Below are 20,502 nucleotides of genomic sequence, written 5' to 3'. Positions count from 1 at the left end.
CGAGTTCGCGCCGCAACGTGTAAGTCATTGCCTACAGGGTTGGCACACCAACGCCAGCGTCATGGGCCGGGAACCACTGGCCCAACCGAGGCTCCAAGCAGTCTGGACCGAGCATCCGCCCTCCTCGGCAACCGATCGTCATCCCTCTGGACTGATCCCGTATCGATCATGTTTCGCAGGTTGCGCGGCTGAACGTGCGGGCCTGCTGTTTGCGCAAATGCAGGCCTGTGAATCAGCCGCCTGGATGCGGTTTATGGCCTTGAGTGACCGGCGGTGCTCGGGTAATGTCATCAGACCCACAGGACAGAGCACGCTCATGACTTCCAAGCTGGAACAACTCAAAAAGATCACCACCGTCGTCGCCGATACCGGCGATTTCGCTGCCATCGAAAAGCTCAAGCCGGTCGATGCCACCACCAACCCTTCCCTGCTGCTCAAGGCCGCCTCCAGCGAGAGCAACGCCGAGCGTCTGAAGGAAGCCTTCAGCGGCGCCAAGGGCGACATTGGCCTGGCCAGCGACCGTTTCGCCGTGGCCATCGGCCAGGAAATCCTCAAGGTGGTACCGGGCCGTGTTTCCACTGAGGTGGACGCGCGCATTTCCTTCGACACCAACGCCTGCATCGAACGCGCCGAGCGTCTGGTCGATCTGTACGACAAGGCCGGTATCGGTCGCGACCGCATTCTGATCAAGCTGGCTTCGACCTGGGAAGGTATCCGCGCAGCCGAGCAGCTGGAGAAGAAAGGCATCCAGTGCAACCTGACCCTGCTGTTCTCCTTCGCCCAGGCCCAGGCCTGCGCCGATGCGGGCGTGTTCCTGATCTCGCCGTTCGTGGGCCGCATCTACGACTGGTACAAGAAGGCCGAGGGCAAGGAATACGTGGGCGCGGAAGATCCGGGCGTGAAGTCGGTGACTCGCATCTACAACTATTACAAGGCCAATGACTACAAGACCGTGGTCATGGGCGCCAGCTTCCGCAATCTGGGGCAGATCGAAGAGCTGGCCGGTTGCGATCGTCTGACCATCAGCCCTGACCTGTTGCAGAAGCTGTCCGAAGACACCGGCACGCTGGTGCAGAAGCTCAAGCCGGGTAATCCTGGCGAGCCGCGCCAGATCTTGAACGAGGCGCAGTTCCGCTGGGCGTCGAACGAGGATGCGATGGCGACCGAGAAACTGGCTGAGGGTATTCGTCAGTTTGCTCGCGATCAGGAGAAGCTGGAGGCTTTGTTGCGCGCCAAGGCGTAAGGTTCCGGCTTCACAGCGTTGAAAAGGCGGCCTCTTTGCGGGGGCCGCCTTTTTTGTTTTTTGTTCAGACTCGACAGCGGAGGTGTGGCTGAGCTTTTTGTTCTGGCTAACGCCAGACCTGTTTCAAGATCAAGAGCGCTCTTCCTAACGTCAGACCTGTTTCGACTTCGTCGAGTTACTTGATGACCCCAAGTAACCAAGGGTTCTCGCTCCACTGTCCGGCCCCTCCTTCGTCGGGGTTCCCTCCCTCCGGCATTGCTCCGGGGGCACGCCGCAAATGGGCCATCCATGGCCCACAGCGGCTTGCCGGGCATCCATGCCCGTCATCCCCCTACGCAACGCCTGCGCTCGGCCTCCCAAAGTCGCAATTTGTGGCGCCTTTGATTTTTGCGCTCGGGAACACCAAACCTCCCCGTAGCAGCACGGCTTGCCGGCGGGAGCGATCTTGAGGACGCCCCCGCCGGCAAGCCGTGCTGCTACGGGGGGGCATCGCCCTCGTGCTTTTGATTTGGCTTTTGATCTTTATACGCGATGGCCCAAACGCCACAGAACGCGACTTGGGTGCAGGCTGAATGGAGGTCTCGCGGAGTGGGTCGAGCCGCATGGATGCGGCGAGAGGCGTGTGGGCCATGGATGGCCCTTTCACGCCGGGCCCACGGAGCGAGGCCGGAGTGAAGGAACCTCGACGAAGGAGAGGCCAAACCAGGAGCAAAAGCCCTTGGTTACTTGGGGCTTTTCCAAGTAACTCGACGAAGTCGAAACAGATCTGACGTTAGGAAGAGCGCTCTTGATCGTAGTTCGACGAAGTCGAAACAGGTCTGGCGTTAGCCAGAACATCTCAACGCCAATGCAAATTTCGAAGATAAACGCGACGACAGTGCCACCAAGAACACTTGCGCGCTAGCTACTGGTGCTCCAGCGCATTAACCAAATCCCGAAACGCCTCGCGATTGGAATCATTGAGCCCCATCAGAATCTTGTGCGCTTCAAGGACCTTGGCCTTGACCACATCCTCGCACTGATCCTGCGAAGGCAGGTCGCACAGCGACTCAGGCCGTGGAATCGGCCGGCCGACGATGTTGAACACCTGATCGAAGCCCATCGACTGCAACAGCCGCGTGATGTCTTCGTGGGTGGTCACGACAGTCGGCAAGAGACCGGCCTTCTGACGCGACAGAATGGAGAGCTTGGCCAGAAGACCAAGGGTTGTGCTGTCAATGCTGCGCGTTTCGGTCAGGTCGATCACCACGGTGGAAAAATTCATCGAGGTGAAAATCCTTTCGATCGTCGCATCCAACGCCGAGCACAGCGTCAGGCGCACTTCACCCACGAATTTCAGGACGAAGGTGCCATCTTGCTCGGCAAACTGGATTCTACCGGTACTCATCAAAGGTTCCTGCTCAACACTAACAAGGCGATATCATCCGGCATCTCCCCGAGTGTGGCCAATCCAAACTTATCACGCAGGCCATCCAGGCTGCCGCCCGCCGACTTGACCAGTTCAGGCAAGTTGGCTTCTTTCTCTTTGAGTGTATCACCTGGCAACAGGTCCAGAATGCCATCAGACAACAGCGTCAGACTAAAGGACTCGGGCAAGTCAAGCACGTGGTCCGAATAGGTCGCCTCGTTGAACAGCCCCACCGGCAGACCGCGGCCTTCCAGGTAGCGGGCTTCGCCCGGGGTGTAGAGCACCGGCAACGGCAGGTGCCCACCCACGCTGTAGGTCAGTTTGCCCGACTGCTCGTCGATCACGCCGCCGACCATCGTCACGTGCTTGCCCAGCTTGCAGCTGATCAGCCCGCGGTTGATGTGGCCCAGCACGTCCGACGGCTTGAACTCGGGCAGCATGCCGCCGCGCTTGGATTCGAACAACAGGCGCGTGGTCATGAACTTGAGCAGCACGGTGATGAACGCCGAAGACGCACCATGGCCGGACACGTCCGCCAGATAGAACGCCACCCGGCGCTCGTCGACGCGGAAGTAATCGACGAAATCCCCCGACAGATACAGCGACGGAATGATTTCGTGTTCGAACTCGAACGAGTCGATCGCCCAGGGGCTGGTCGGCAGCATGTTCATCTGCACCTGGCGCCCGGCGTCCTGATCTTCCTGGAGCAGGTGCAGGCTGGCTTCGAGCTCGCGGTTGGCGGTCTCGAGCTTCTGGCGATACAGCTTGTTTTCCTGCAGCAGCCGCGCACGGTCCAGCGCACGACGCACCGAGTGCTCCAGCACGGCCAAGTCTTCGAGGGGCTTGATCAGGTAGTCGGCCGCGCCCAGACGCAATGCCTCGACGGCATCGCTCATGACACCCGCGCCGGAGACCACGATGACCGGGGTTTCCGGGGCAAGGCTGGTCACCTGACGGATCAGTTCCAGACCGCCCACCTGAGGCATGCGCAGGTCGCAGATCAGAAGATCAGGCTTCTTTTGCTCGAAGGTCTGTAGACCCTGCAGCCCGTTACTGGCTTGCAGGACGCTGAACCCACTGTCTTCCAAATAGGCCGCGAGACTCGCGCGCACTACTTCGTCGTCATCGATAATCAGCAGCGTGGCACTGGTTTTTTGCATGTGGGCAAACGGCGCCAGATCAGGTTGGCGTACACGGTCCGATTCTGTCAGGCCGCGTACTGGATTCGCTTCTAGCCTCTCTGGAAACGGTAGCGGATTTTTGATCAAACGCTTCACTTGTCAGAGGTGCCCTTCAAGGCGCAGACGGTACTCCCATCCGCCGGGCGTTTCAAGCGTGCTCCAGCGGTCGGTGGACGTCTTTACATCGCAAATCACCGAGAGTTATAAGAACCATCAAATCAGCAACAAAAACGAAGGATGAGCCCATGGGCCAGATTGATCGCGACTATGCCGAGAAACGAGACTACATCCGTATGCGCGTCGATGCGGACATCAGCCTGATCTACGCGGGCCAGATCATTCCGGCGGTTTGCGTGGATTTATCCAGCTCAGGCATGCAGATCAAGGCTTCGCGCTCGTTCAAGGTGGGTGACCGGATCAGCGTGCGCATCGAGTCGGATCATCCTGCACTAAAGGGGCTTGAAGCTGATACCGAGGTGGTATGGGTGGCTGACATTCAGGGTGATGTGCAGAAGCTGGGGCTGACGATCCTGAAAATGAAGTGATGGCACTTCGGAACTCGGTCACAGTTTCAAAACATTTCTTAAAATAGTCGGAGCCGATGGCGATCGACGAGAGATTGGGTTGTTGCCCAGGGTTCTGCCTGACGGCTGTCACGTTTTTAGAGTCAAGGTCAAGGTCAAGGTCAAGATCACGATCTTGATCTTGAACTAGCCCCACATCCCACTCAGCGATTGCCGAAACCCATCCCCCCTATCAACCCGATAGCAAACCTGAATTCGCCGCCACCCCCCACCCGGCCTATCCTGAACCCATCAGAAACAATTCTTGTTCAGTATCCATGGAGGCCAGCGATCATGCCCAAGTTCATCACCAACCTGCACCTTGATGACTTCTTCTCCAGCGTCAGCAAAACCGGCCTGTCGCCCAACGTCGTGCTGTCGTCCATGGCCTTCCCGCTGTCCATCGTTTCAGGCTTGCTGCTGCTCGACGGGGCACTGAACGCCAGCATCACCTCTGCCGGGATCGGCGTGCTGGGCCTGATCGCCGCCCAGGCCATCAAGACCCGAGGCCAGTAAGGTCTCGGAGCAGGTCGGCCCTCGCATATCCCTCCCGCGCTTACCCGAACACCGTCACTGTCTGGCGGCTCATCGCCACTAACTCCCCTTTCGACGTCCACAACCCAGCGGCCACATGGCCATAGCCATCGCGCGCGTGCTCGATCACTGCACGGTATTGCGTCCAGTCACGGGTCGTCATCGCTGGCAGCGGCTGCACAAACTCGATGGTCCAGGTCAATGAACTGCCCGGCGCCGGCTTTTTCAGGTGCGGCAATGTCGCCGGAGGCCAGGTGTCGACCAGGGCCAGCAGATGGGCTTCGGTCAAAGGTTCTTCCTCAACATCACGCAGACGCGCGTAGCCGCCAATGGCCGGCGATGGCGTGTTCGAATACGGCATCCCGCCCAGCGCCCAGCGCATTTCGATGAAACGCAGGTATTCAGGCATCACCCCGGGCACGAACGGAAACGCCGGAACTTCATCAACCGCTTTGAACGAGGGCGCAGGCTCAGCGGCCACCGCGATCGCCGATTCACGCGGAGCGCCGAAACTGCCCTGAATCAAGGTGACGGTTTCACCGTTCTGCACCGCCCGGCCCAGCACCTGAGTGACCGCCTTGCCCTCGCGCAGGATTTCCACCTCGAAGGCAATCGGCACGTCAATCGCGGGCGGGCCGACAAAGCAGATCGCCAGCGAACGCACCGGCCGGTCGGCGGGCACTTTCGCGCGCATGGCTTCAAATTGCAGCGCGGCCATCAGTCCGCCGAAACACGAGCGGCCCTGGCCCCAACTGCCGGGGATGGAAACTGAGGCGGGATTGTCACGCACCGCATCGAGCAATTCGGAAAATTTCATGCGCACTCCTCAAAGGGGTCGACAGGTTTTTCCGGATGTTAGCGGGGTGAAAACCGCAGGACAGGGCTCATAACTGCCAATCCTGCGGCCTGATCGGGATCAGTGAACGGGCGCTTTGCCGAAACAGGCGTGAAACAGCCGGTCCAGTGCCTTGTCGGATTTTTCTTCGGCTTGCAGGATGCCTAATTCCCATCCCGCGACACAGGGCGAAAGGTCCGACTCTTTTTCGGCCTGAGCCAGCCATTGCAGATGATCGTGCCAGTCGCCCAGTGCTCCCTGTGCCGACTTGAGCCGCTTCTGCATGCCCTCGGGTTGATGACTCAGTTCGGGATAAGCTTCGGCGGCGTAGCGCACGCGCTTGATCAGCAGACGCAGGCGATGGCGGTCGTGGGCCGGATCGGCCATGGCCTCGCGCAGTTGCGTCCACTGTTTGTCCATGCGTTTTTCGATGCGTTGGCGCAGCTTTTTCAGCAGGCCATGACGCTGCTGGGCGCGCAAAAACGAAGGCAGTTGATCCAGTACGCCCAACAGGCGGTTGAGCTCGGCTGAAGTGGCGACCTGCGGGCAGGCCGACTCCAGATGTCTGGCGCGCTTTTGCGCCGCCTGCTCCAGCCCCTGTTTTTGCAGAAAACCGGCAAGCACCTGCATGTCGCGCAGTGGCGTGGTCAGCTCGCCCACGCCCTTGGCGGCTTCCTCGACCTGATCCATCCCCGGCAAGCCGCGCATCGGCCGCAACACGCTGCGCAGACGCCGAACCGTGGTGCGCAGATCATGCAGCGCTTCGCTGTCGGTCGACGCGACCAGCCGCGCATGACAGGCCAGCAATTTGATATTGAGACTGAGAATCTCGGCGATCAGATGATCGACCATGGCTGACATCGAACCCTCTCCTTAACGCATCATGATTGCGACTTGTCTTTGACTGCCGAAAGGCGCCACGGCAGGCTACGGCGCAAATATTTCAAACGACGGCGCAAATGGCCGACCGAACCGGGCGTACCAGCGTAGCGTTGTGCCTCGAACTCCCGGGCAAATTCCTCGATCGCCTCGGCCTGAGCCGGGAAACGCAGTGCCGCGCGGCGGGCGAATGCCTGGGCGCCCTCGCCTTGCCCACGTCTGAGACCATGGCGGGCCAGCAGTCGTTCGAAGGCGCTGAACAAACGCAGCTGCGAATCGCTTTCTCGGCGCCAGGGCTTGAACAGCCAGAGCGCCAGCAAGCCCAGGATCACCACTGCCGCGCCAGCGAACACCGGCGCCTGAAACCCCGAGAACCAGCGCCCCAGCACCTGCAATTGTTGCTGGCCTTGATAGCCCAGCACCCAGCGCTGCCAGCCGTAGTTGAGGTTATCCCAACTCAGGCGGATCGAGTTGACCCAGGCCAGATGACGATAGCGCAGCGCCGACATCGGCGAGTCGCCAAGAAAATCCTCGTCGGCGGCCAAGGCCTGCTCCAGCCCCTGTTCGATGCGCGCAGGCGCCACCGCTGCGGTCGGGTCGACGCTGCGCCAGCCGACACCGGCCTCCCAGTATTCGACCCAGGCGTGGGCATCGAACTGACGCACGCTGAGGTAATTTCCGTCAGGATTGAGCTCCCCGCCCTGATAGCCCGCCACCACTCGCGAAGGAATGCCAGCGGCGCGCAACACGAAGGTCATCGCCCCGGCGTAATGCGCGCAGAAGCCCGAACGGCTGCCGAACAGGAAGTCATCGATGCTGTTGGGCCCCAGCGCGGGCGGTTTGAGGGTGTAGTGGAACGGCTGTTCGGTGAAGTACGACAGCAAGGCGTCGACCAGCATGCCGGGCTTGGGGTAGCGGCGATGCAGATCGGCCGCCCATTCCCGGGTTTCGGGGTTGACCTTGGCGGGCAATTGCAGGTTCTGCGAGCGGGCGCCGTCGCTGAGCACGGTCTCGCGCACCGCGTCCGGCCAGGAGGTGACCGTGTACAGCATCGACTGGTCGATGGGCCGCCGGCGCTGCCAGCGGAAATCGCTCATCTGGCGCACGCCGGCCAGGTCCGTTTCGCCGACATCCAGGGTCATCAGCCAGGGTTTGCCGGTGGGCTCCATGACCACGCTGTAGCTGAGTTTGTCGCCCTCACGGCGCCAGTCAGGCGCGTCCGGCACCTGCGCCCGGGAGGATTGCGACCAGCGCCTGCCGTCGAACTGCTCCAGGGTCAGGCCGCGCCAGTACTGCTGGTTGCGCGGTGGAATCGGCCCTTCGAAACTGGCCCGAAACACCAGCGCCGCCGACTTGCTCAACTCGGTGATGTCCGCAGGCGCCATACTATCGGACAGGCCGGTCAGGGCCTTGTTGCTGGGCTGGGGCAGCGACCACAGCGGGTCCAGCCGCGGAAAGAACAGAAACAGCAGCAACATCAGCGGCACGGCCTGCAACAGCAGCTTGGCCGAGAGCCACAGGGTGTCGGCGGGCCGGCTGGCGAAACCGGACTGCTGCAAGCCAATCAGCGCCGCCAGCAGCGTCGCAATGGGCAACAGCGTGAACAGGCCCCACAGCAGCGCGTCTTCGAACAGGTAGCCGACCGCGACACAGAAGAAGCCGAGGAAGATCAGCACCAGCGCGTCGCGGCGGGTCTGCATTTCCAGCATCTTGAGAATGAACGCCGCGATCAGCAGCGCCGCTCCCGCGTCGAGCCCCACCAGGCTGCCTCGCGCCAGAAAGATCCCGCCGGCGGTGCCCACCAGCAACGCGCATTTGACCCAGGTGCCGGGCATGCGCACGCGCATGCGAAAGATCTGGATACGCCAGAACGAGCACACCAGCCACAACAGAATCAGCGCCACCGGCACGTGCAGGGAAAACGGCACGATGACCAACGCCTGAGCGATCAACAGCCAGTTCAGGCTGACCCGCGGGATCGGTTTGGCGAGGTTGGTCAGGGTCATGACCGCCCGCCCCTCATGCCCGCACGCCGTACAGCGCCAACTGGCGCAGGCAGGCCTCGCGATGGGCGTCGCCGCTGTCGACCGCCGACAGAAAACCCGGCAGGCGCAAGGCGAACGGCTGCTGACGGTGGGACAGTTCCAACACCCAGTAACACAAACGCGACAGGCGCTCCTCGATGTCGCCGCCCAGCGCCATGAAGTCCAGGCACAGGTCATGGCCGCTCAGGTCGGTGAATTCCTTGACCATCAGGCCCTGCCCTCGCGACCAGGCCTTCCAGTGCATGCGGCGCATCGAATCGCCGGGCTGCCAGGGTCGCAGGCCCTGATAATCGTCGACGCCTTCGCCGCGCGTGGCCTGGCCATCGTCTTCGGCGTGGGGTTGCACGCCCTGCAGCAAGGGCATGCTGCCCGGCACCGGGCGCGGGTAGATCAGCACGGTCTGTTCCAGGTCCAGCCAGCTCCAGGCGCGGAAGATGCCCAGCGGGAACACGCTCTCGACCCGCAAGCGCGGGGCCCGAAGCCAGCCGCGGTTGATCGCGGGCAAGGTCAGCGCCACCTCCACCTGGCTGTCAGGGTCGACATCCGCCTGTTCCAATTGCTCGGTGTCCCAGCCCAGCGCAATGGCATGATGGGCGCTGGCCGCGCTTTCCAGGCGCAGGCGCAGTTGTACCGGCTCGCCGACGAACACCGAGCGGGCGTTGCTGGCGCTGAGCACCAGGCCGGTGAAATTGCGGTAGGTGTGCAGAATCGCCAGGATGCCCACCGACAGCATCAGAAAAGTCAGACCGTAGGCCAGGCTGTTCTGGTAGTTGATCGAGACCAGCAACAGCAGAAACAGCACGAACGCGTAAGTGCCACCGACCCGGGTCGGCAGTATGAAAATTCGACGGTGATTGAGCTCGATCCGCGAAGCCGGGGGGATTCGACGCCCCACCCAGCGCTGCCAGAGCGGCTTGAACTGTGCAATCAAAGCACCGGCACCTCGCGCAGCAGCCACTGGACCAACGCCCCGCCACCATGCCCGGTCGGATCGGTGCGCTCGCGCAAGCGATGGCCGATCACCGCAGGCAGGATCGCCTGAACGTCCTCAGGTATCACGTAATCACGACCGATCAGCAAGGCCCAGGCCCGCGCCGCCGACAGGATCGCAAGGCTGGCCCGGGGCGAAAGCCCGTAGGCGAATTGCGGCTGGCTGCGCGTGGCGTCCACCAGCCTGAGCACGTAGTCGACCAGCGCATCACTGGCGCGCACCCGCCGCGCCTCTTCCTGCAGGGCGGCCAATTCAGTGTGGTCGATAATCGGCTCGATGCGCGGCAGAATTTCCCGTCGGGATTCGCCCAGCAACAGCGCTTTTTCCGCCGAGCGCGCCGGGTAGCCCAGGGACAGGCGCATCAGAAAGCGGTCCAGTTGCGACTCGGGCAAGGCGAAGGTGCCACCCTGGCTGAACGGGTTCTGGGTGGCAATGACGAAAAACGGATCGGGCAACAAGCGGGTTGCACCTTCGATGGTCACCTGCCCTTCTTCCATGGCTTCGAGCAAGGCGCTCTGGCTCTTGGGCGTGGCCCGGTTGATTTCGTCGGCCAGCACCAGTTCGGCGAAGATCGGCCCGGGATGAAAGGTGAACTGCCCGGTTTCCCGGTCGAAGATCGAAGTCCCGAGAATATCCCCGGGCAACAGATCGGAAGTGAACTGGATGCGCTGAAAACTCAGGCCCAGCACGCGGGCCAGGGTGTGGCTGAGGGTGGTCTTGCCCATGCCGGGCAGATCTTCGATCAGCAGGTGGCCGCCCCCGAGCAGGCAGGTCATGGCCAATCGAACCTGTGGCTCCTTGCCCAGTACCACCTCATTGATCGCGTTCAGACACAGATCGAGTTTTCTGCCCATTGGAAGGCCTCCCCAGGCGACTGCTCATGGCGTTGGGACTGCAAAAAATGCCAGACGTGCAGCCACTTTAAAATCAGCGTAGGCCTTTTCGCCAGTACGGAGAGAGATTGGGGAGGATTTATTGCAGATAGCGCCGCAGGGTGGGAAACCTGTAGGAGCGAATTCATTCGCGAAAGATTGATCAGGCGACAGGGATGCATCAGGTGCACCGGCCAATCGCGAATGAATTCGCTCCTACAGGGTGGATCGCGTTAAATCAACGCCCGGCGCGCGACTCACGAATATAGAAACGCGCCTTCTCGGCCTTCTCGTTACAGCCCTCGAAGGCTTCGAACTGCTGCTGGGTCTTGGCGCCGGTCAACAGCGACAGCGCCTTGGAGTAACTGACAGTACCGGCAAATCCTTCAGCCTTGGCCAGATCCAGCTCATGCCAGGCGGCATCCAGATTCGTCGCGCAACTGTCGCGATAGGCGGTTTTACCGGCGCAGCCTGTGAGAACAAGGGCGAGCAGCGGCAGGCAGATCCAGGCTTTCATGGGGTGTTACCTCAACAATGGATATCGACGATGCGAGTTGGACGGTGCGGCGATGCAAAAGTGCCATAACCTGCCGTCGCACAGCACCTGTTTTATGTCGCACGGGTTATACAAACACCTGATGATTCGCGGCAGCCTTGGGCGTAGGGTAGAAGCACTGCAACGGGGGACCTGCCAATGAAAAAAAGAATAGCGCTGGTGTTGGGGTCCGGGGGTGCCAGGGGCTATGCGCACATTGGGGTGATCGAGGAGCTGGAGCGGCGCGGTTATGACATTGCCTGCGTCGCCGGGTGTTCGATGGGGGCGGTGATCGGCGGGATTTATGCCGCCGGAAAACTGCCGCAGTACCGGGCCTGGATCGAGAGCCTGGATTACCTGGATGTGCTGCGCCTGGTGGATGTGAGTTTCCGCCTGGGGGCGATTCGCGGGGAGAAGGTGTTCGGGCAGATTCGTGAGATCGTCGGCGAGGTCAATATCGAGGATTTGCGCATTCCCTACACCGCCGTGGCCACCGACCTGACCAACCAGCAGGAAATCTGGTTCCAGGAAGGCAATCTGCACGCGGCCATGCGCGCCTCGGCGGCGATTCCCAGCCTGTTCACCCCGGTGGTCCAGGGCAATCGCACGCTGGTGGACGGCGGCTTGCTCAATCCGCTGCCGATCGTGCCGGTGGTGTCCAGCCACTGCGACCTGATCGTGGCGGTCAACCTCAACTCCACCAACCAGAAGCAGTATCAGTTGCCGGTGATCGAGCGCCCGCCGGCGGTAAAGAAGCGCTTCGACAGCCTGATATCGTCCATCGGCTCGCACCTGCCGTTCCGGCGCAAGCTGGAGGTGGCCGGGGACGATGTGTTGCGTCTGGAGCAGGACAGCCTGAAAGCCACGGCGGCCATTCTGCCCAATCCATGGCTGGGCTCGGACGCAGAATCCGCCGACCCGCAAGGCCAGCAACCGGCCGCCGCGCCCACTGAGCCGGGTGCGCCGAAATCGGCCAGTGGCGCGGTGATCGTCGACAACGTCGGCCCGGCGTCATTGCTGGACCTGATCAACCAGAGCTTCGAGGTGATGCAGACGTCGCTGGCCCAGTACAAGATCGCCGGTTACCCGCCCGACATCCTGATCAACGTGCCCAAGCGCGTGTGCCGGTTTTTCGAGTTCTACAAGGCGCCGGAGTTGATCGCCCTGGGCCGGGAGATCGCCCGCGATACGCTGGATCGGTATGAGCGCGAGCATTGAGGGCGACGGTATTCAGGGCATTACCAGGCGATAACCCACCCCCGCCTCGGTAACGATGAAGCGGGGCGCTGCCGGGTCGTCGGCGAGCTTCTGGCGCAGGTGGCCGACGACGATGCGCAGGTAATGGGTATCTTCTACATGGGTCGGGCCCCAGATGTCCTTGAGCAGTTGCTGCTGGGTGATGACCCGCCCGGGATGGCGCGCCAGTTGCGCCAACACCGCGTATTCCTTGCGGGTCAGGGCGACTTCGCTGTCGTCCAGGGTGACCCGGCGATAGGCCAGGTCCACGGTCAAGGGGCCGATCACCAGTGCCGACTCGGTCTGCCCGGTGTCCGGCGCCTGACGCAGCAATGCGCGTATCCGCGCCAGGAACTCCTGGATGCCGAACGGCTTGGTCACGTAGTCGTTGGCCCCCGAATCCAGCGCCCGCACCTTTTCCCCTTCGCTGGCGCGCACCGAGAGCACCAGCACCGGCACCGCCGACCATTCGCGAAACTGGCTCAGCACGTCCTGGCCGTCGATGTCCGGCAGGCCGAGGTCGAGCACCAGCAGGTCCGGCTTGTTCAGCGCCGCCTGGCTCAGGCCCTCGCTGCCGGTGCCGGCTTCGAGCACTTTGTATCCCTGTGACGCGAGGCTGATGCGCAGGAATTTGCGAATCTGCGGCTCGTCGTCGATCACCAGAATGGTTGCCGTCTGGCTCATGGTTGTCCTGTCGAATTGTCTTCATCGTTATCTCATCGCCGCACGGCTTGCCGGCGACGCAGCCCTCACGATTGATCCCGCGGGCAAGCCCGGCTGCTACGGATTTATAGCGTACGCATGATCCGCGCTCGACACAGATCCCGTAGCAGCACGGCTTGCCGGCGGAAGCGATCTTGAGGACGCCACCGCCGGCAAGCCGTGCTGCTACGGACTGCGCTATGAGAACCCAGCGTAACCGATTCCCGGCTCACGACGCCTGCTCCACTTCCGCCTGGGGCTGGGCCTGCAACGGCAGGTGCAGGCTGATGCAGGTCCCGCGCCCCTCGATGCCGTCACCGACGCTGATGCGTCCGCCATGGGCGCCGACCATGCCCTGACAGATCGCCAGCCCCAGGCCCGTGCCCTGCCCGCCCCGGTCGCCGCGGGCGGCGGTGTAGAACATGTCGAAGATCTTCGCCCGCTCGTCCTCCGGAATACCAGGCCCCTCGTCGCTGACCGCGAACACCAATTCGTCGGCCGAAGGATGCACCTGAATCTGCAGGCGGCCATGCACCGGCGAGAAGCGCGCGGCATTTTCCACCACATTGATCAGCGCCTGCTCGATCAGCGCCGCGTGTACATACAGCAGCGGCAATTCGGCCGGTACGTCGGTGCTGACGGCAAGCGGCGCCAGCACTGCGCGCAAGCGGTTCAAGGTGCTGCCGACGATGTCCGCCGGCGCGACCCAGTCCCGCGCCAGTTTCAGCGCGCCATGGCCCAGACGGGTCATGTCCAGCAGGTTCTGGATGTAGCGATCCAGGCGCTCGGCTTCATCGCGAGTGCCTTCGAGCAATTCCTGACGATCGCCCGGCGGAATGGCTTCGCCCAGCGCCAGCAGGCTGTCGATGCTGCCGCGCATGGCGGTCAGCGGCGTGCGCAGATCATGGGACACCGAGGCCAGCAAGGCGCTGCGCAGTTGCTCGGTTTCCCCGTGCAGGCGCGCGGCCTCCAGATCCTCAGCCAAGCGGGCGCGAGCCAAGGCCTGACCCAGCGGCTGGCTCAGGGCCGTGAGCAGGCGCCGACGCTGGGCAGTGAAATTCTGCCCCGCCTTTGGCCTGACGCCGAGCAAGGCCAGTGGCGCATCGTCGACCCACAACGGCAGAAACCACCAGCCGCCCGCAGGCAAGGTGCCGGTGCCCTTGCCAGCAGGCTGGCCGTGCTGCCAGGCCCAGTCGGCAGCGGCGCGCTCGAACTCGGAAAGCTCCACCCCCGCGCCGCTGTCGACCTTCCAGCCCTGCTGATTGGGGTTGTCGAAAATGCAGATCTGCAACTCCTGCCAGCCCGCCAGATGCTGTTCGGCAGCGCTGAGCACGGCCTGGCGGTCGGTGGCGGCCGTCAGGCGCCTGGACAGGTCGAGCAGCTCGCTGGTTTCTTCCTGGGTGTCGCGCAGCGCCTGCAATTGCCGGCGCTGGCGCGCGGCGAGATTGCCGGTCAGGGCCGCCATCATCAGGAAGAACAACAGCGTCAGCACGTCTTCTTCGCGCTGGATGCTCAGGGAGAAGTTCGGCGGGATGAACAGAAAGTCATAGGCCAGGAATGACAGCACCGAACAGACCATCGCCGGCCCCACGCTGCTGCGCACGGCCACCAGCAACACGGCGGCGAGGAACACCAGCGAGATATTCGGCAGCGCCAGCACGCTCGCCACCGCCCAGGCCAGCGCGCTGGCGCCCAGCGTCGCGACGACGGCCAGCAGGTAATCGAACCACGGCGTGACCCGAGGGATGTTCGAGCGCGGTTGATCGGGCCGCACCTCGCTGTCGAGCACGTTGATTTCCAGGCCGTGGGTGTTGCGCAACAGACGCGCCGCCAGCCCGCCGCCGAACAGGCGCCGGCGCAACAAGGGCCGCGACTGGCCGACCAGCACCAGGCTGGCGCGGCGTTCGGCGGCATGTTGAATCAATGTTTTCGCCACTTCCGGCGCACGCAGCACCACCACTTCGCCACCCAGCCGCTCGGCCAGTTGCTGGGCGTTCTGCAGGCGGCTGCGGGCGACCTCGTCGAAGAACCGGCCATTGTCGACGTGCACCAGGCTCCACGGCAGATGCCGGCGCTGGGCCACGCGGCTGGCATGGCGCACCAGCCGTTCGGCCTGGGCATCGCCGTCGATCCCGACCAGCAAGCGGCCACGCACCGCAGGCGCGGCCTGGCCCAGCTGTCGATAACCCTGGGCCAGGTCGTTATCGACCTGCGCGGCGGCGGTCTGCATCGCCAGTTCGCGCAGGGCGGTGAGGTTGGTCTGGGTGAAAAACGCATCGATCGCTGCCCGCGCCTGCTCCGGCACGTAAACCTTGCCATCGCGCAGGCGCTCCAGCAGCTCGCGGGGCGGCAGGTCGATCAGCACCAGCTCGAAGGCCTCCTGCAGCACCCAGTCCGGCAGGGTTTCGCGCACCTGCACGCCGGTGATGCCGCGCACCTGATCGTTGAGGCTTTCCAGATGCTGGACGTTGACGGTGGTGTAGACGTCGATCCCCGCCGACAGCAGCTCCTGGATGTCCTGCCAGCGCTTGGCGTGGCGGCTGCCGGGTGCATTGCTGTGGGCCAGTTCGTCCACCAGCGCCAGTTTCGGCCGGGCCTTGAGCAGGCCGTCCAGGTCCATTTCTTCGAGCATCACGCCGCGGTATTCACTGCGCACCATGGGCAGCTGCGACAGGCCGCCGAGCAGGGCCTCGGTTTCGCTGCGGCCATGGGTCTCCACCACGCCCACCAGCACCGATACACCCTGGCGCATCTGCGTGTGCGCGGCCTGCAGCATGGCGAAGGTCTTGCCCACGCCGGGCGCGGCACCCAGAAAGACCTTGAGCCGCCCACGGTCATCCCGGGGAAGTGAAGCCAGCAAGGCGTCGGCACGGGTGTTGGAGTTCACGATGGTTGTCCTGATGATTCTTTCATTGTTCGAAGTGTCGAGCCTTGCAACGGACCTGTGGGAGCCGGCTTGCTGGCGAATGCGTCGGGCCAGATACATCGATGTTGCATGACGCACCGCATTCGCCAGCAAGCCGGCTCCCACATTAGGCGACCGCGTTCATATTTTGCGATTAGTTCAACTATCTCGCCTGCGGCAACGCATTCAAACTCTGATTCAACGCCAGCACATTCACCACCGGCGGGCCAATCAGCGAATGTTCGGTGTTGGCCGCCACCAGCCGCTGCACCGTCTCGCGCGGCAGGTGCCGGGCCACTGCCACGCGGGTTACCTGGTAATCGGCCGCCGCCGGCGACAGATGAGGGTCAAGGCCGCTACCCGAGGTGGTCAAGAGATTCAGCGGCACCGGCCCCTGCCCTTCGACCTTTTCCTGCGCGGCATCATCACCGATCCGCTTGGCCAGCGCCGGGTTGCTCGGCGCCAGATTGCTCGCGCCGCTGGCGACCGTGGCATAAGCGCCAGCGGACGGGCGCGGATGAAACCACTCTTCGCCGCTGAAGTTCTGCGCGATCAGCTCCGAGCCGCGCACCTTGTCCTGATCGTCATACACCAGGCTGCCATTGGCCTGCTCGGGGAGCGCCACCTGCGCAACGCCCGTCACCACCAGCGGATAAGCCACGCCGGTGATCAGGGTCATCAACACAATCAGGCTCACGGCGGGACGCACTATAGTCGACATTTTTTCAATCCTCGATTTCATCATTGGCTGCGGTCGGTTCTCTCCAGAGGCACACGACCGCAGCACGAAGAACAGCTAAACCAGATGCAGCGCGGTCAGCAGCAGGTCGATGACCTTGATGCCGAGAAACGGCACCACGATCCCGCCCAGGCCGTAGATCAACAGGTTGCGCCGCAACAGATGCGCTGCGCTGGCCGCCTGCACCCGCACGCCGCGCAATGCCAGTGGAATCAGCACCACGATGATCAGCGCGTTGAAGACGATGGCCGAGAGAATCGCGCTCTGCGGGCTTGCCAGGTGCATGATGTTGAGCACACCCAGCTGCGGATAAATCGCCGCGAACAGCGCCGGCAGAATGGCGAAGTACTTGGCCACGTCGTTGGCGATGGAAAAGGTGGTCAGCGCGCCGCGGGTCACCAGCAACTCCTTGCCGATCTGCACCACGTCCAGCAGCTTGGTCGGGTCGCTGTCCAGGTCGACCATGTTGGCCGCCTCGCGCGCCGCCTGGGTGCCGTCGTTCATCGCCATGCCGACGTCGGCCTGGGCCAGGGCCGGGGCATCGTTGGCGCCGTCGCCGCACATGGCCACCAGGCGCCCGTCGTTCTGCTCCTGGCGAATACGTTCGAGTTTCTTCTCGGGCGTGGCTTCGGCGAGCACGTCATCGACGCCTGCCTCGGCGGCGATCGCAGCAGCGGTCAGCGGGTTGTCGCCGGTCACCATGACGGTGCGAATCCCCAGTTTGCGCAGCTCATCGAAGCGCTCGCGGATGCCAGGTTTAACCACGTCTTTCAGGTGAATCGCACCCAGCAGCCGGTCATCGACACACACCAGCAGCGGCGTGCCGCCGGTCTTGGCGATCTTGTCGACTTCCCGGGCCAATGGCGCTGGCAGGTCGCTGCGATCACGGCCGATGAACTTGAGCAGCGAATCCACCGCACCCTTGCGATACACGCGGCCGTTGTAGTCGACGCCCGACAGGCGGGTCTCGGCGCTGAACGGCACGGCGGTCAACTCGCTCGATGCGGGCTCGACGATCGGCTGCAACGCACGCAGGTACTCGACGATGGATTTGCCCTCGGCGGTATCGTCCGCCAGCGAGGCGAACAAGGTGCCTTCCACCAGTTCCTTGCCACTCACCCCAGGCGCGGCGTACACCGCCGAGCAGCGACGGTTGCCGAAGGTGATGGTGCCGGTCTTGTCCAGCAGCAGGACGTGAACGTCCCCCGCCGCTTCCACGGCACGGCCGGATTTGGCGATCACGTTCAGGCGCACCAGGCGATCCATCCCGGCAATCCCGATGGCCGAGAGCAGCCCGCCGATGGTGGTGGGAATCAGCGTCACCAGCAGCGCCACCAGAAACACCAGCGGCAGATCACCGCCAGCGAAGTGGGCGAACGGCTGCAGGGTCACCACCACCAGCAGAAAGATAAGGGTCAGGCCGATCAGCAGGATGTCCAGCGCCACTTCGTTGGGGGTCTTCTGGCGTTTGGCGCCTTCGACCAGTGCGATCATGCGGTCCAGGGTCGACTCGCCGGGGTTGGCGCTGATGCGCACCAGCAGCCAGTCGGAGACCAGACGCGTGTTGCCGGTGACCGCCGAACGATCGCCGCCAGATTCACGAATCACCGGCGCGGATTCACCGGTAATCGCCGCCTCGTTGACCGCCGCGATGCCTTCGATGACCTCGCCGTCGCCGGGAATCAGCTCACCGGCTTCGACCCGCACCACATCGCCCTTGCGCAGGGTACTGGCGTTGACCATCAAAAAGCCGCCGGTCTCGCCGCGCACCCGCGCCTTAAGGCCTTCGGTCCCGGCCTTGAGGCTGTCGGCACGGGCCTTGCCACGACCTTCGGCCAGGGCTTCGGCGAAGTTGGCGAAGAGCACGGTGAACCACAGCCACAGGGCGATCTGCACCGCCACAAAGGTCGGCACCGCCGGGTTGGGAATCACACACAGGACAGTGGTGAGGATCGCCGTCAGCTCGACGACCAGCATCACCGGCGCGCGTTGCAACTGGCGCGGGTCGAGCTTGACGAAGGCCTGGATCAGCGCCGGGCGCCACAGCTGGGCGATGCCGGTCTTGACCGATTCGGCGGCCACCGAGGGTTCAGCATTTTTAATCACAGGAGCAGGCATGTTCATGATTCGTTCCTCAGAAACCCAGGCTCAGATGTTCGGCAATCGGCCCCAGGGCCAGGGTCGGCAGGAAAGTCAGGCCGCCCACCAGCAGGATGGTCACCGTCAGCAGGGTGACGAACAGCGGGCCGTGGGTCGGGAAGCTGTTCAGGCCCAGCGGCGCAGTCTTCTTCGCCGCCAGACTGCCCGCCAGCGCCAGCACCGGCAGGATGTAGCCGAAGCGGCCGATGAACATCGACAGGCTCAGCATCAGGTTGTGGAACAGGGTGTTGGCACTGAAGCCGCCGAACGCCGAGCCGTTGTTGGCCGTGGCCGAGGTGTAGGTGTAAAGCAGCTGGCTGAAGCCATGGGCGCCGGGGTTGCTCACCGCACCCGCAGGGCCTGGCAAGGAGGCCGCCAGCGCGCCGAACACCAGCACGCCCACCGGCATCACGATCAGGGTCGCAACCAGCAGCTTCACTTCCCGGGCCTGCAGCTTCTTGCCCAGGTACTCCGGGGTACGGCCAATCATCAGGCCGGCCAGGAACACCGCGATCAGCACGTTCAGCAACATGCCGTAGAGGCCCGCGCCGACGCCGCCGAAGATCACCTCGCCGACCATCATGTTGGCCAGTGCGATCATGCCGCTGAGCGGGTTGAGGCTGTCGTGCATGCCGTTGACCGAGCCGTTGGACGCCGCCGTGGTGGTGGTCGCCCACAGCACGGTGGCGGTGGTGCCAAAGCGGGTTTCCTTGCCTTCCATCGGCGCGGTCTGCTCGACGCCGGCGATGTTCAGCGCCGGATTGGGCTGGTACTCGGCCCACAGCGCGGTGGCGCCGCCGATCAGGAACAGCACCAGCATGCAGGCGATGATCGCGCGGCTCTGGCGCATGTCCTTGACGTAGTGGCCGAAAGTGAACACCAGCGCCACCGGAATCAGGATGATCGAGACCAGCTCCAGCAGGTTGCTCCAGGCCGTGGGGTTCTCGAACGGGTGCGCCGAGTTGACGCCGAAGAAGCCGCCGCCGTTGGTGCCCAGTTGCTTGATCGCGATCTGGCTGGCGGCCGGGCCCAGGGGAATGGACTGGTCAGCGCCTTGCAGGGTGACCGCGTCAACATAGTGGGCGAAGGTTTGCGGCACGCCCTGCCAGACCAGCAGCAGCGCCAGCACGATGCACAGCGGCAGCAGGCCGTAGAGGGTGGCGCGGGTCATGTCGGCCCAGAAGTTGCCCAGGTGCTGCGTCGAACGCCGGCCGATGCCGCGACAGAACGCGACCAGCACCGCGATACCGGTGGCGGCACTGACGAAGTTCTGCACGGTCAGGCCGGCCATCTGGCTCAGGTAGCTGAGCGACGCCTCGCCGCTGTAGCTCTGCCAGTTGGTGTTGGTGACGAAGCTCATCGCCGTGTTGAACGCCAGCGACCACTCCATCCCCGGCAAGCCCTGAGGGTTGAGCGGCAGCGCGCCCTGAAACAGCAGGATCGCGAACAACACGACAAACCCCGCCAGGTTGAACGCCAGCAGGGCCAGGGTGTAGGTCTTCCAGTTCTGCTCCACCGCAGGGTCGACGCCCGACAGCCGATAACAGATGCGCTCCACCGGCCCCATCACCGGGCTCAGCCAGGTGCGCTCGCCTTCCATGACCTTGTAATAGAAGCGGCCCAGCAACGGCGCGGGCAAGAGCACCAGCGCGAAGAAGGCCAGAATCAGCAGATAGTCGTAACCGTGCATGGCCG

General features: G+C 63.4%; 17 protein-coding genes. 4 read left to right on the top strand and 13 right to left on the bottom strand.

Going from position 1 to position 20,502, the window contains the following annotated elements; genetic code table 11:
* The first annotated feature begins 316 nt into the window (after nucleotides 1–316).
* Nucleotides 317–1,243, top strand: a complete 927-nt coding sequence (gene tal / locus AC1MEK_RS12985) for a transaldolase (protein WP_480396683.1) — start codon at nucleotides 317–319, stop codon at nucleotides 1,241–1,243.
* A gap of 904 nt (nucleotides 1,244–2,147) precedes the next feature.
* On the opposite strand, the gene rssC is transcribed toward tal, so the two are convergent.
* Together rssC and rssB are read right to left on the bottom strand one after the other, a co-directional pair.
* The gene (gene rssC / locus AC1MEK_RS12980; protein ID WP_081569474.1) at nucleotides 2,148–2,630 is read right to left on the bottom strand and encodes an anti-sigma factor antagonist RssC; all 483 of its coding nucleotides are present in this window, start codon (nucleotides 2,628–2,630) and stop codon (nucleotides 2,148–2,150) included.
* Entirely contained in the window at nucleotides 2,630–3,811 is a 1,182-nt protein-coding gene (rssB, locus tag AC1MEK_RS12975) for a two-component system response regulator RssB (RefSeq protein ID WP_480396682.1), read from the bottom strand. The genes rssC and rssB overlap by 1 nt, the downstream gene beginning before the upstream one ends.
* A 266-nt stretch (nucleotides 3,812–4,077) precedes the next feature.
* On the opposite strand from rssB, the gene AC1MEK_RS12970 reads away from it, so the two are divergent.
* On the top strand, nucleotides 4,078–4,377 hold the full coding sequence (locus AC1MEK_RS12970) for a PilZ domain-containing protein (protein ID WP_480396681.1): 300 nt from the start codon (nucleotides 4,078–4,080) through the stop codon (nucleotides 4,375–4,377).
* 312 nt (nucleotides 4,378–4,689) lie between these two features.
* Nucleotides 4,690–4,911 carry a hypothetical protein gene (locus tag AC1MEK_RS12965; protein WP_480396680.1) on the top strand — a complete coding sequence of 74 codons (222 nt, stop codon included), beginning with the start codon at nucleotides 4,690–4,692 and terminating at the stop codon, nucleotides 4,909–4,911.
* A gap of 40 nt (nucleotides 4,912–4,951) precedes the next feature.
* Here the strand turns inward: AC1MEK_RS12965 and AC1MEK_RS12960 are convergent, their stop codons facing one another.
* The 6 genes from AC1MEK_RS12960 to AC1MEK_RS12935 all read right to left on the bottom strand — a co-directional run bounded on the left by AC1MEK_RS12960 (nucleotide 4,952) and on the right by AC1MEK_RS12935 (nucleotide 11,068).
* Complete coding sequence (locus AC1MEK_RS12960) at nucleotides 4,952–5,746, bottom strand: acyl-CoA thioesterase (protein WP_480396679.1); 795 nt, start codon at nucleotides 5,744–5,746, stop codon at nucleotides 4,952–4,954.
* 99 nt (nucleotides 5,747–5,845) lie between these two features.
* On the bottom strand, nucleotides 5,846–6,625 hold the full coding sequence (locus AC1MEK_RS12955) for a CHAD domain-containing protein (protein WP_480396678.1): 780 nt from the start codon (nucleotides 6,623–6,625) through the stop codon (nucleotides 5,846–5,848).
* Nucleotides 6,626–6,645: 20 nt separating this feature from the next.
* On the bottom strand, nucleotides 6,646–8,649 hold the full coding sequence (locus AC1MEK_RS12950) for a transglutaminase TgpA family protein (RefSeq protein ID WP_480396677.1): 2,004 nt from the start codon (nucleotides 8,647–8,649) through the stop codon (nucleotides 6,646–6,648).
* 13 nt (nucleotides 8,650–8,662) lie between these two features.
* Nucleotides 8,663–9,646 (bottom strand): DUF58 domain-containing protein, encoded by a 984-nt coding sequence (locus tag AC1MEK_RS12945; RefSeq protein ID WP_480396676.1) that lies wholly within the window; start codon nucleotides 9,644–9,646, stop codon nucleotides 8,663–8,665.
* Entirely contained in the window at nucleotides 9,616–10,533 is a 918-nt protein-coding gene (locus AC1MEK_RS12940; RefSeq protein ID WP_480396675.1) for an AAA family ATPase, read from the bottom strand. Before AC1MEK_RS12940 ends, AC1MEK_RS12945 begins: the two co-directional genes overlap by 31 nt.
* Before the next feature lie 256 nt (nucleotides 10,534–10,789).
* Nucleotides 10,790–11,068 (bottom strand): hypothetical protein, encoded by a 279-nt coding sequence (locus AC1MEK_RS12935; RefSeq protein WP_166595210.1) that lies wholly within the window; start codon nucleotides 11,066–11,068, stop codon nucleotides 10,790–10,792.
* A 177-nt stretch (nucleotides 11,069–11,245) separates the two neighbouring features.
* Here AC1MEK_RS12935 and AC1MEK_RS12930 point away from each other — a divergent pair, with 177 nt between their 5' ends.
* On the top strand, nucleotides 11,246–12,304 hold the full coding sequence (locus AC1MEK_RS12930; protein ID WP_480396674.1) for a patatin-like phospholipase family protein: 1,059 nt from the start codon (nucleotides 11,246–11,248) through the stop codon (nucleotides 12,302–12,304).
* Between the two features lie 12 nt (nucleotides 12,305–12,316).
* Here the strand turns inward: AC1MEK_RS12930 and AC1MEK_RS12925 are convergent, their stop codons facing one another.
* The 5 genes from AC1MEK_RS12925 to kdpA form a co-directional block, all read right to left on the bottom strand.
* Entirely contained in the window at nucleotides 12,317–13,006 is a 690-nt protein-coding gene (locus tag AC1MEK_RS12925) for a response regulator (RefSeq protein ID WP_480396673.1), read from the bottom strand.
* 247 nt (nucleotides 13,007–13,253) lie between these two features.
* Nucleotides 13,254–15,911: a DUF4118 domain-containing protein gene (locus AC1MEK_RS12920; RefSeq protein WP_480396672.1), complete on the bottom strand. Its 2,658-nt coding sequence runs from the start codon at nucleotides 15,909–15,911 to the stop codon at nucleotides 13,254–13,256.
* Between the two features lie 181 nt (nucleotides 15,912–16,092).
* A complete protein-coding gene (kdpC, locus tag AC1MEK_RS12915; RefSeq protein ID WP_480396671.1) occupies nucleotides 16,093–16,650 on the bottom strand; it encodes a potassium-transporting ATPase subunit KdpC in 558 nt (185 codons plus the stop codon).
* 75 nt (nucleotides 16,651–16,725) lie between these two features.
* Entirely contained in the window at nucleotides 16,726–18,792 is a 2,067-nt protein-coding gene (gene kdpB, locus AC1MEK_RS12910; protein ID WP_480396670.1) for a potassium-transporting ATPase subunit KdpB, read from the bottom strand.
* A 10-nt stretch (nucleotides 18,793–18,802) separates the two neighbouring features.
* Complete coding sequence (kdpA, locus tag AC1MEK_RS12905) at nucleotides 18,803–20,497, bottom strand: potassium-transporting ATPase subunit KdpA (RefSeq protein ID WP_480396669.1); 1,695 nt, start codon at nucleotides 20,495–20,497, stop codon at nucleotides 18,803–18,805.
* Between the last annotated feature and the right edge of the window lie 5 nt (nucleotides 20,498–20,502).

It is taken from the genome of Pseudomonas sp. 2 (genome assembly GCF_056627435.1).
This window is presented reverse-complemented; position numbering and strand designations above follow the sequence as displayed.

Coding starts and splice junctions, on each gene's coding strand:
- tal (WP_480396683.1), top strand. CDS start 317: ATGACTTCCAAGCTGGAACAACTCAAAAAGATCACCACCGTCGTCGCC.
- rssC (WP_081569474.1), bottom strand. CDS start 2,630: ATGAGTACCGGTAGAATCCAGTTTGCCGAGCAAGATGGCACCTTCGTC.
- rssB (WP_480396682.1), bottom strand. CDS start 3,811: ATGCAAAAAACCAGTGCCACGCTGCTGATTATCGATGACGACGAAGTA.
- AC1MEK_RS12970 (WP_480396681.1), top strand. CDS start 4,078: ATGGGCCAGATTGATCGCGACTATGCCGAGAAACGAGACTACATCCGT.
- AC1MEK_RS12965 (WP_480396680.1), top strand. CDS start 4,690: ATGCCCAAGTTCATCACCAACCTGCACCTTGATGACTTCTTCTCCAGC.
- AC1MEK_RS12960 (WP_480396679.1), bottom strand. CDS start 5,746: ATGAAATTTTCCGAATTGCTCGATGCGGTGCGTGACAATCCCGCCTCA.
- AC1MEK_RS12955 (WP_480396678.1), bottom strand. CDS start 6,625: ATGTCAGCCATGGTCGATCATCTGATCGCCGAGATTCTCAGTCTCAAT.
- AC1MEK_RS12950 (WP_480396677.1), bottom strand. CDS start 8,649: ATGACCCTGACCAACCTCGCCAAACCGATCCCGCGGGTCAGCCTGAAC.
- AC1MEK_RS12940 (WP_480396675.1), bottom strand. CDS start 10,533: ATGGGCAGAAAACTCGATCTGTGTCTGAACGCGATCAATGAGGTGGTA.
- AC1MEK_RS12935 (WP_166595210.1), bottom strand. CDS start 11,068: ATGAAAGCCTGGATCTGCCTGCCGCTGCTCGCCCTTGTTCTCACAGGC.
- AC1MEK_RS12930 (WP_480396674.1), top strand. CDS start 11,246: ATGAAAAAAAGAATAGCGCTGGTGTTGGGGTCCGGGGGTGCCAGGGGC.
- AC1MEK_RS12925 (WP_480396673.1), bottom strand. CDS start 13,006: ATGAGCCAGACGGCAACCATTCTGGTGATCGACGACGAGCCGCAGATT.
- kdpC (WP_480396671.1), bottom strand. CDS start 16,650: ATGTCGACTATAGTGCGTCCCGCCGTGAGCCTGATTGTGTTGATGACC.
- kdpB (WP_480396670.1), bottom strand. CDS start 18,792: ATGAACATGCCTGCTCCTGTGATTAAAAATGCTGAACCCTCGGTGGCC.
- kdpA (WP_480396669.1), bottom strand. CDS start 20,497: ATGCACGGTTACGACTATCTGCTGATTCTGGCCTTCTTCGCGCTGGTG.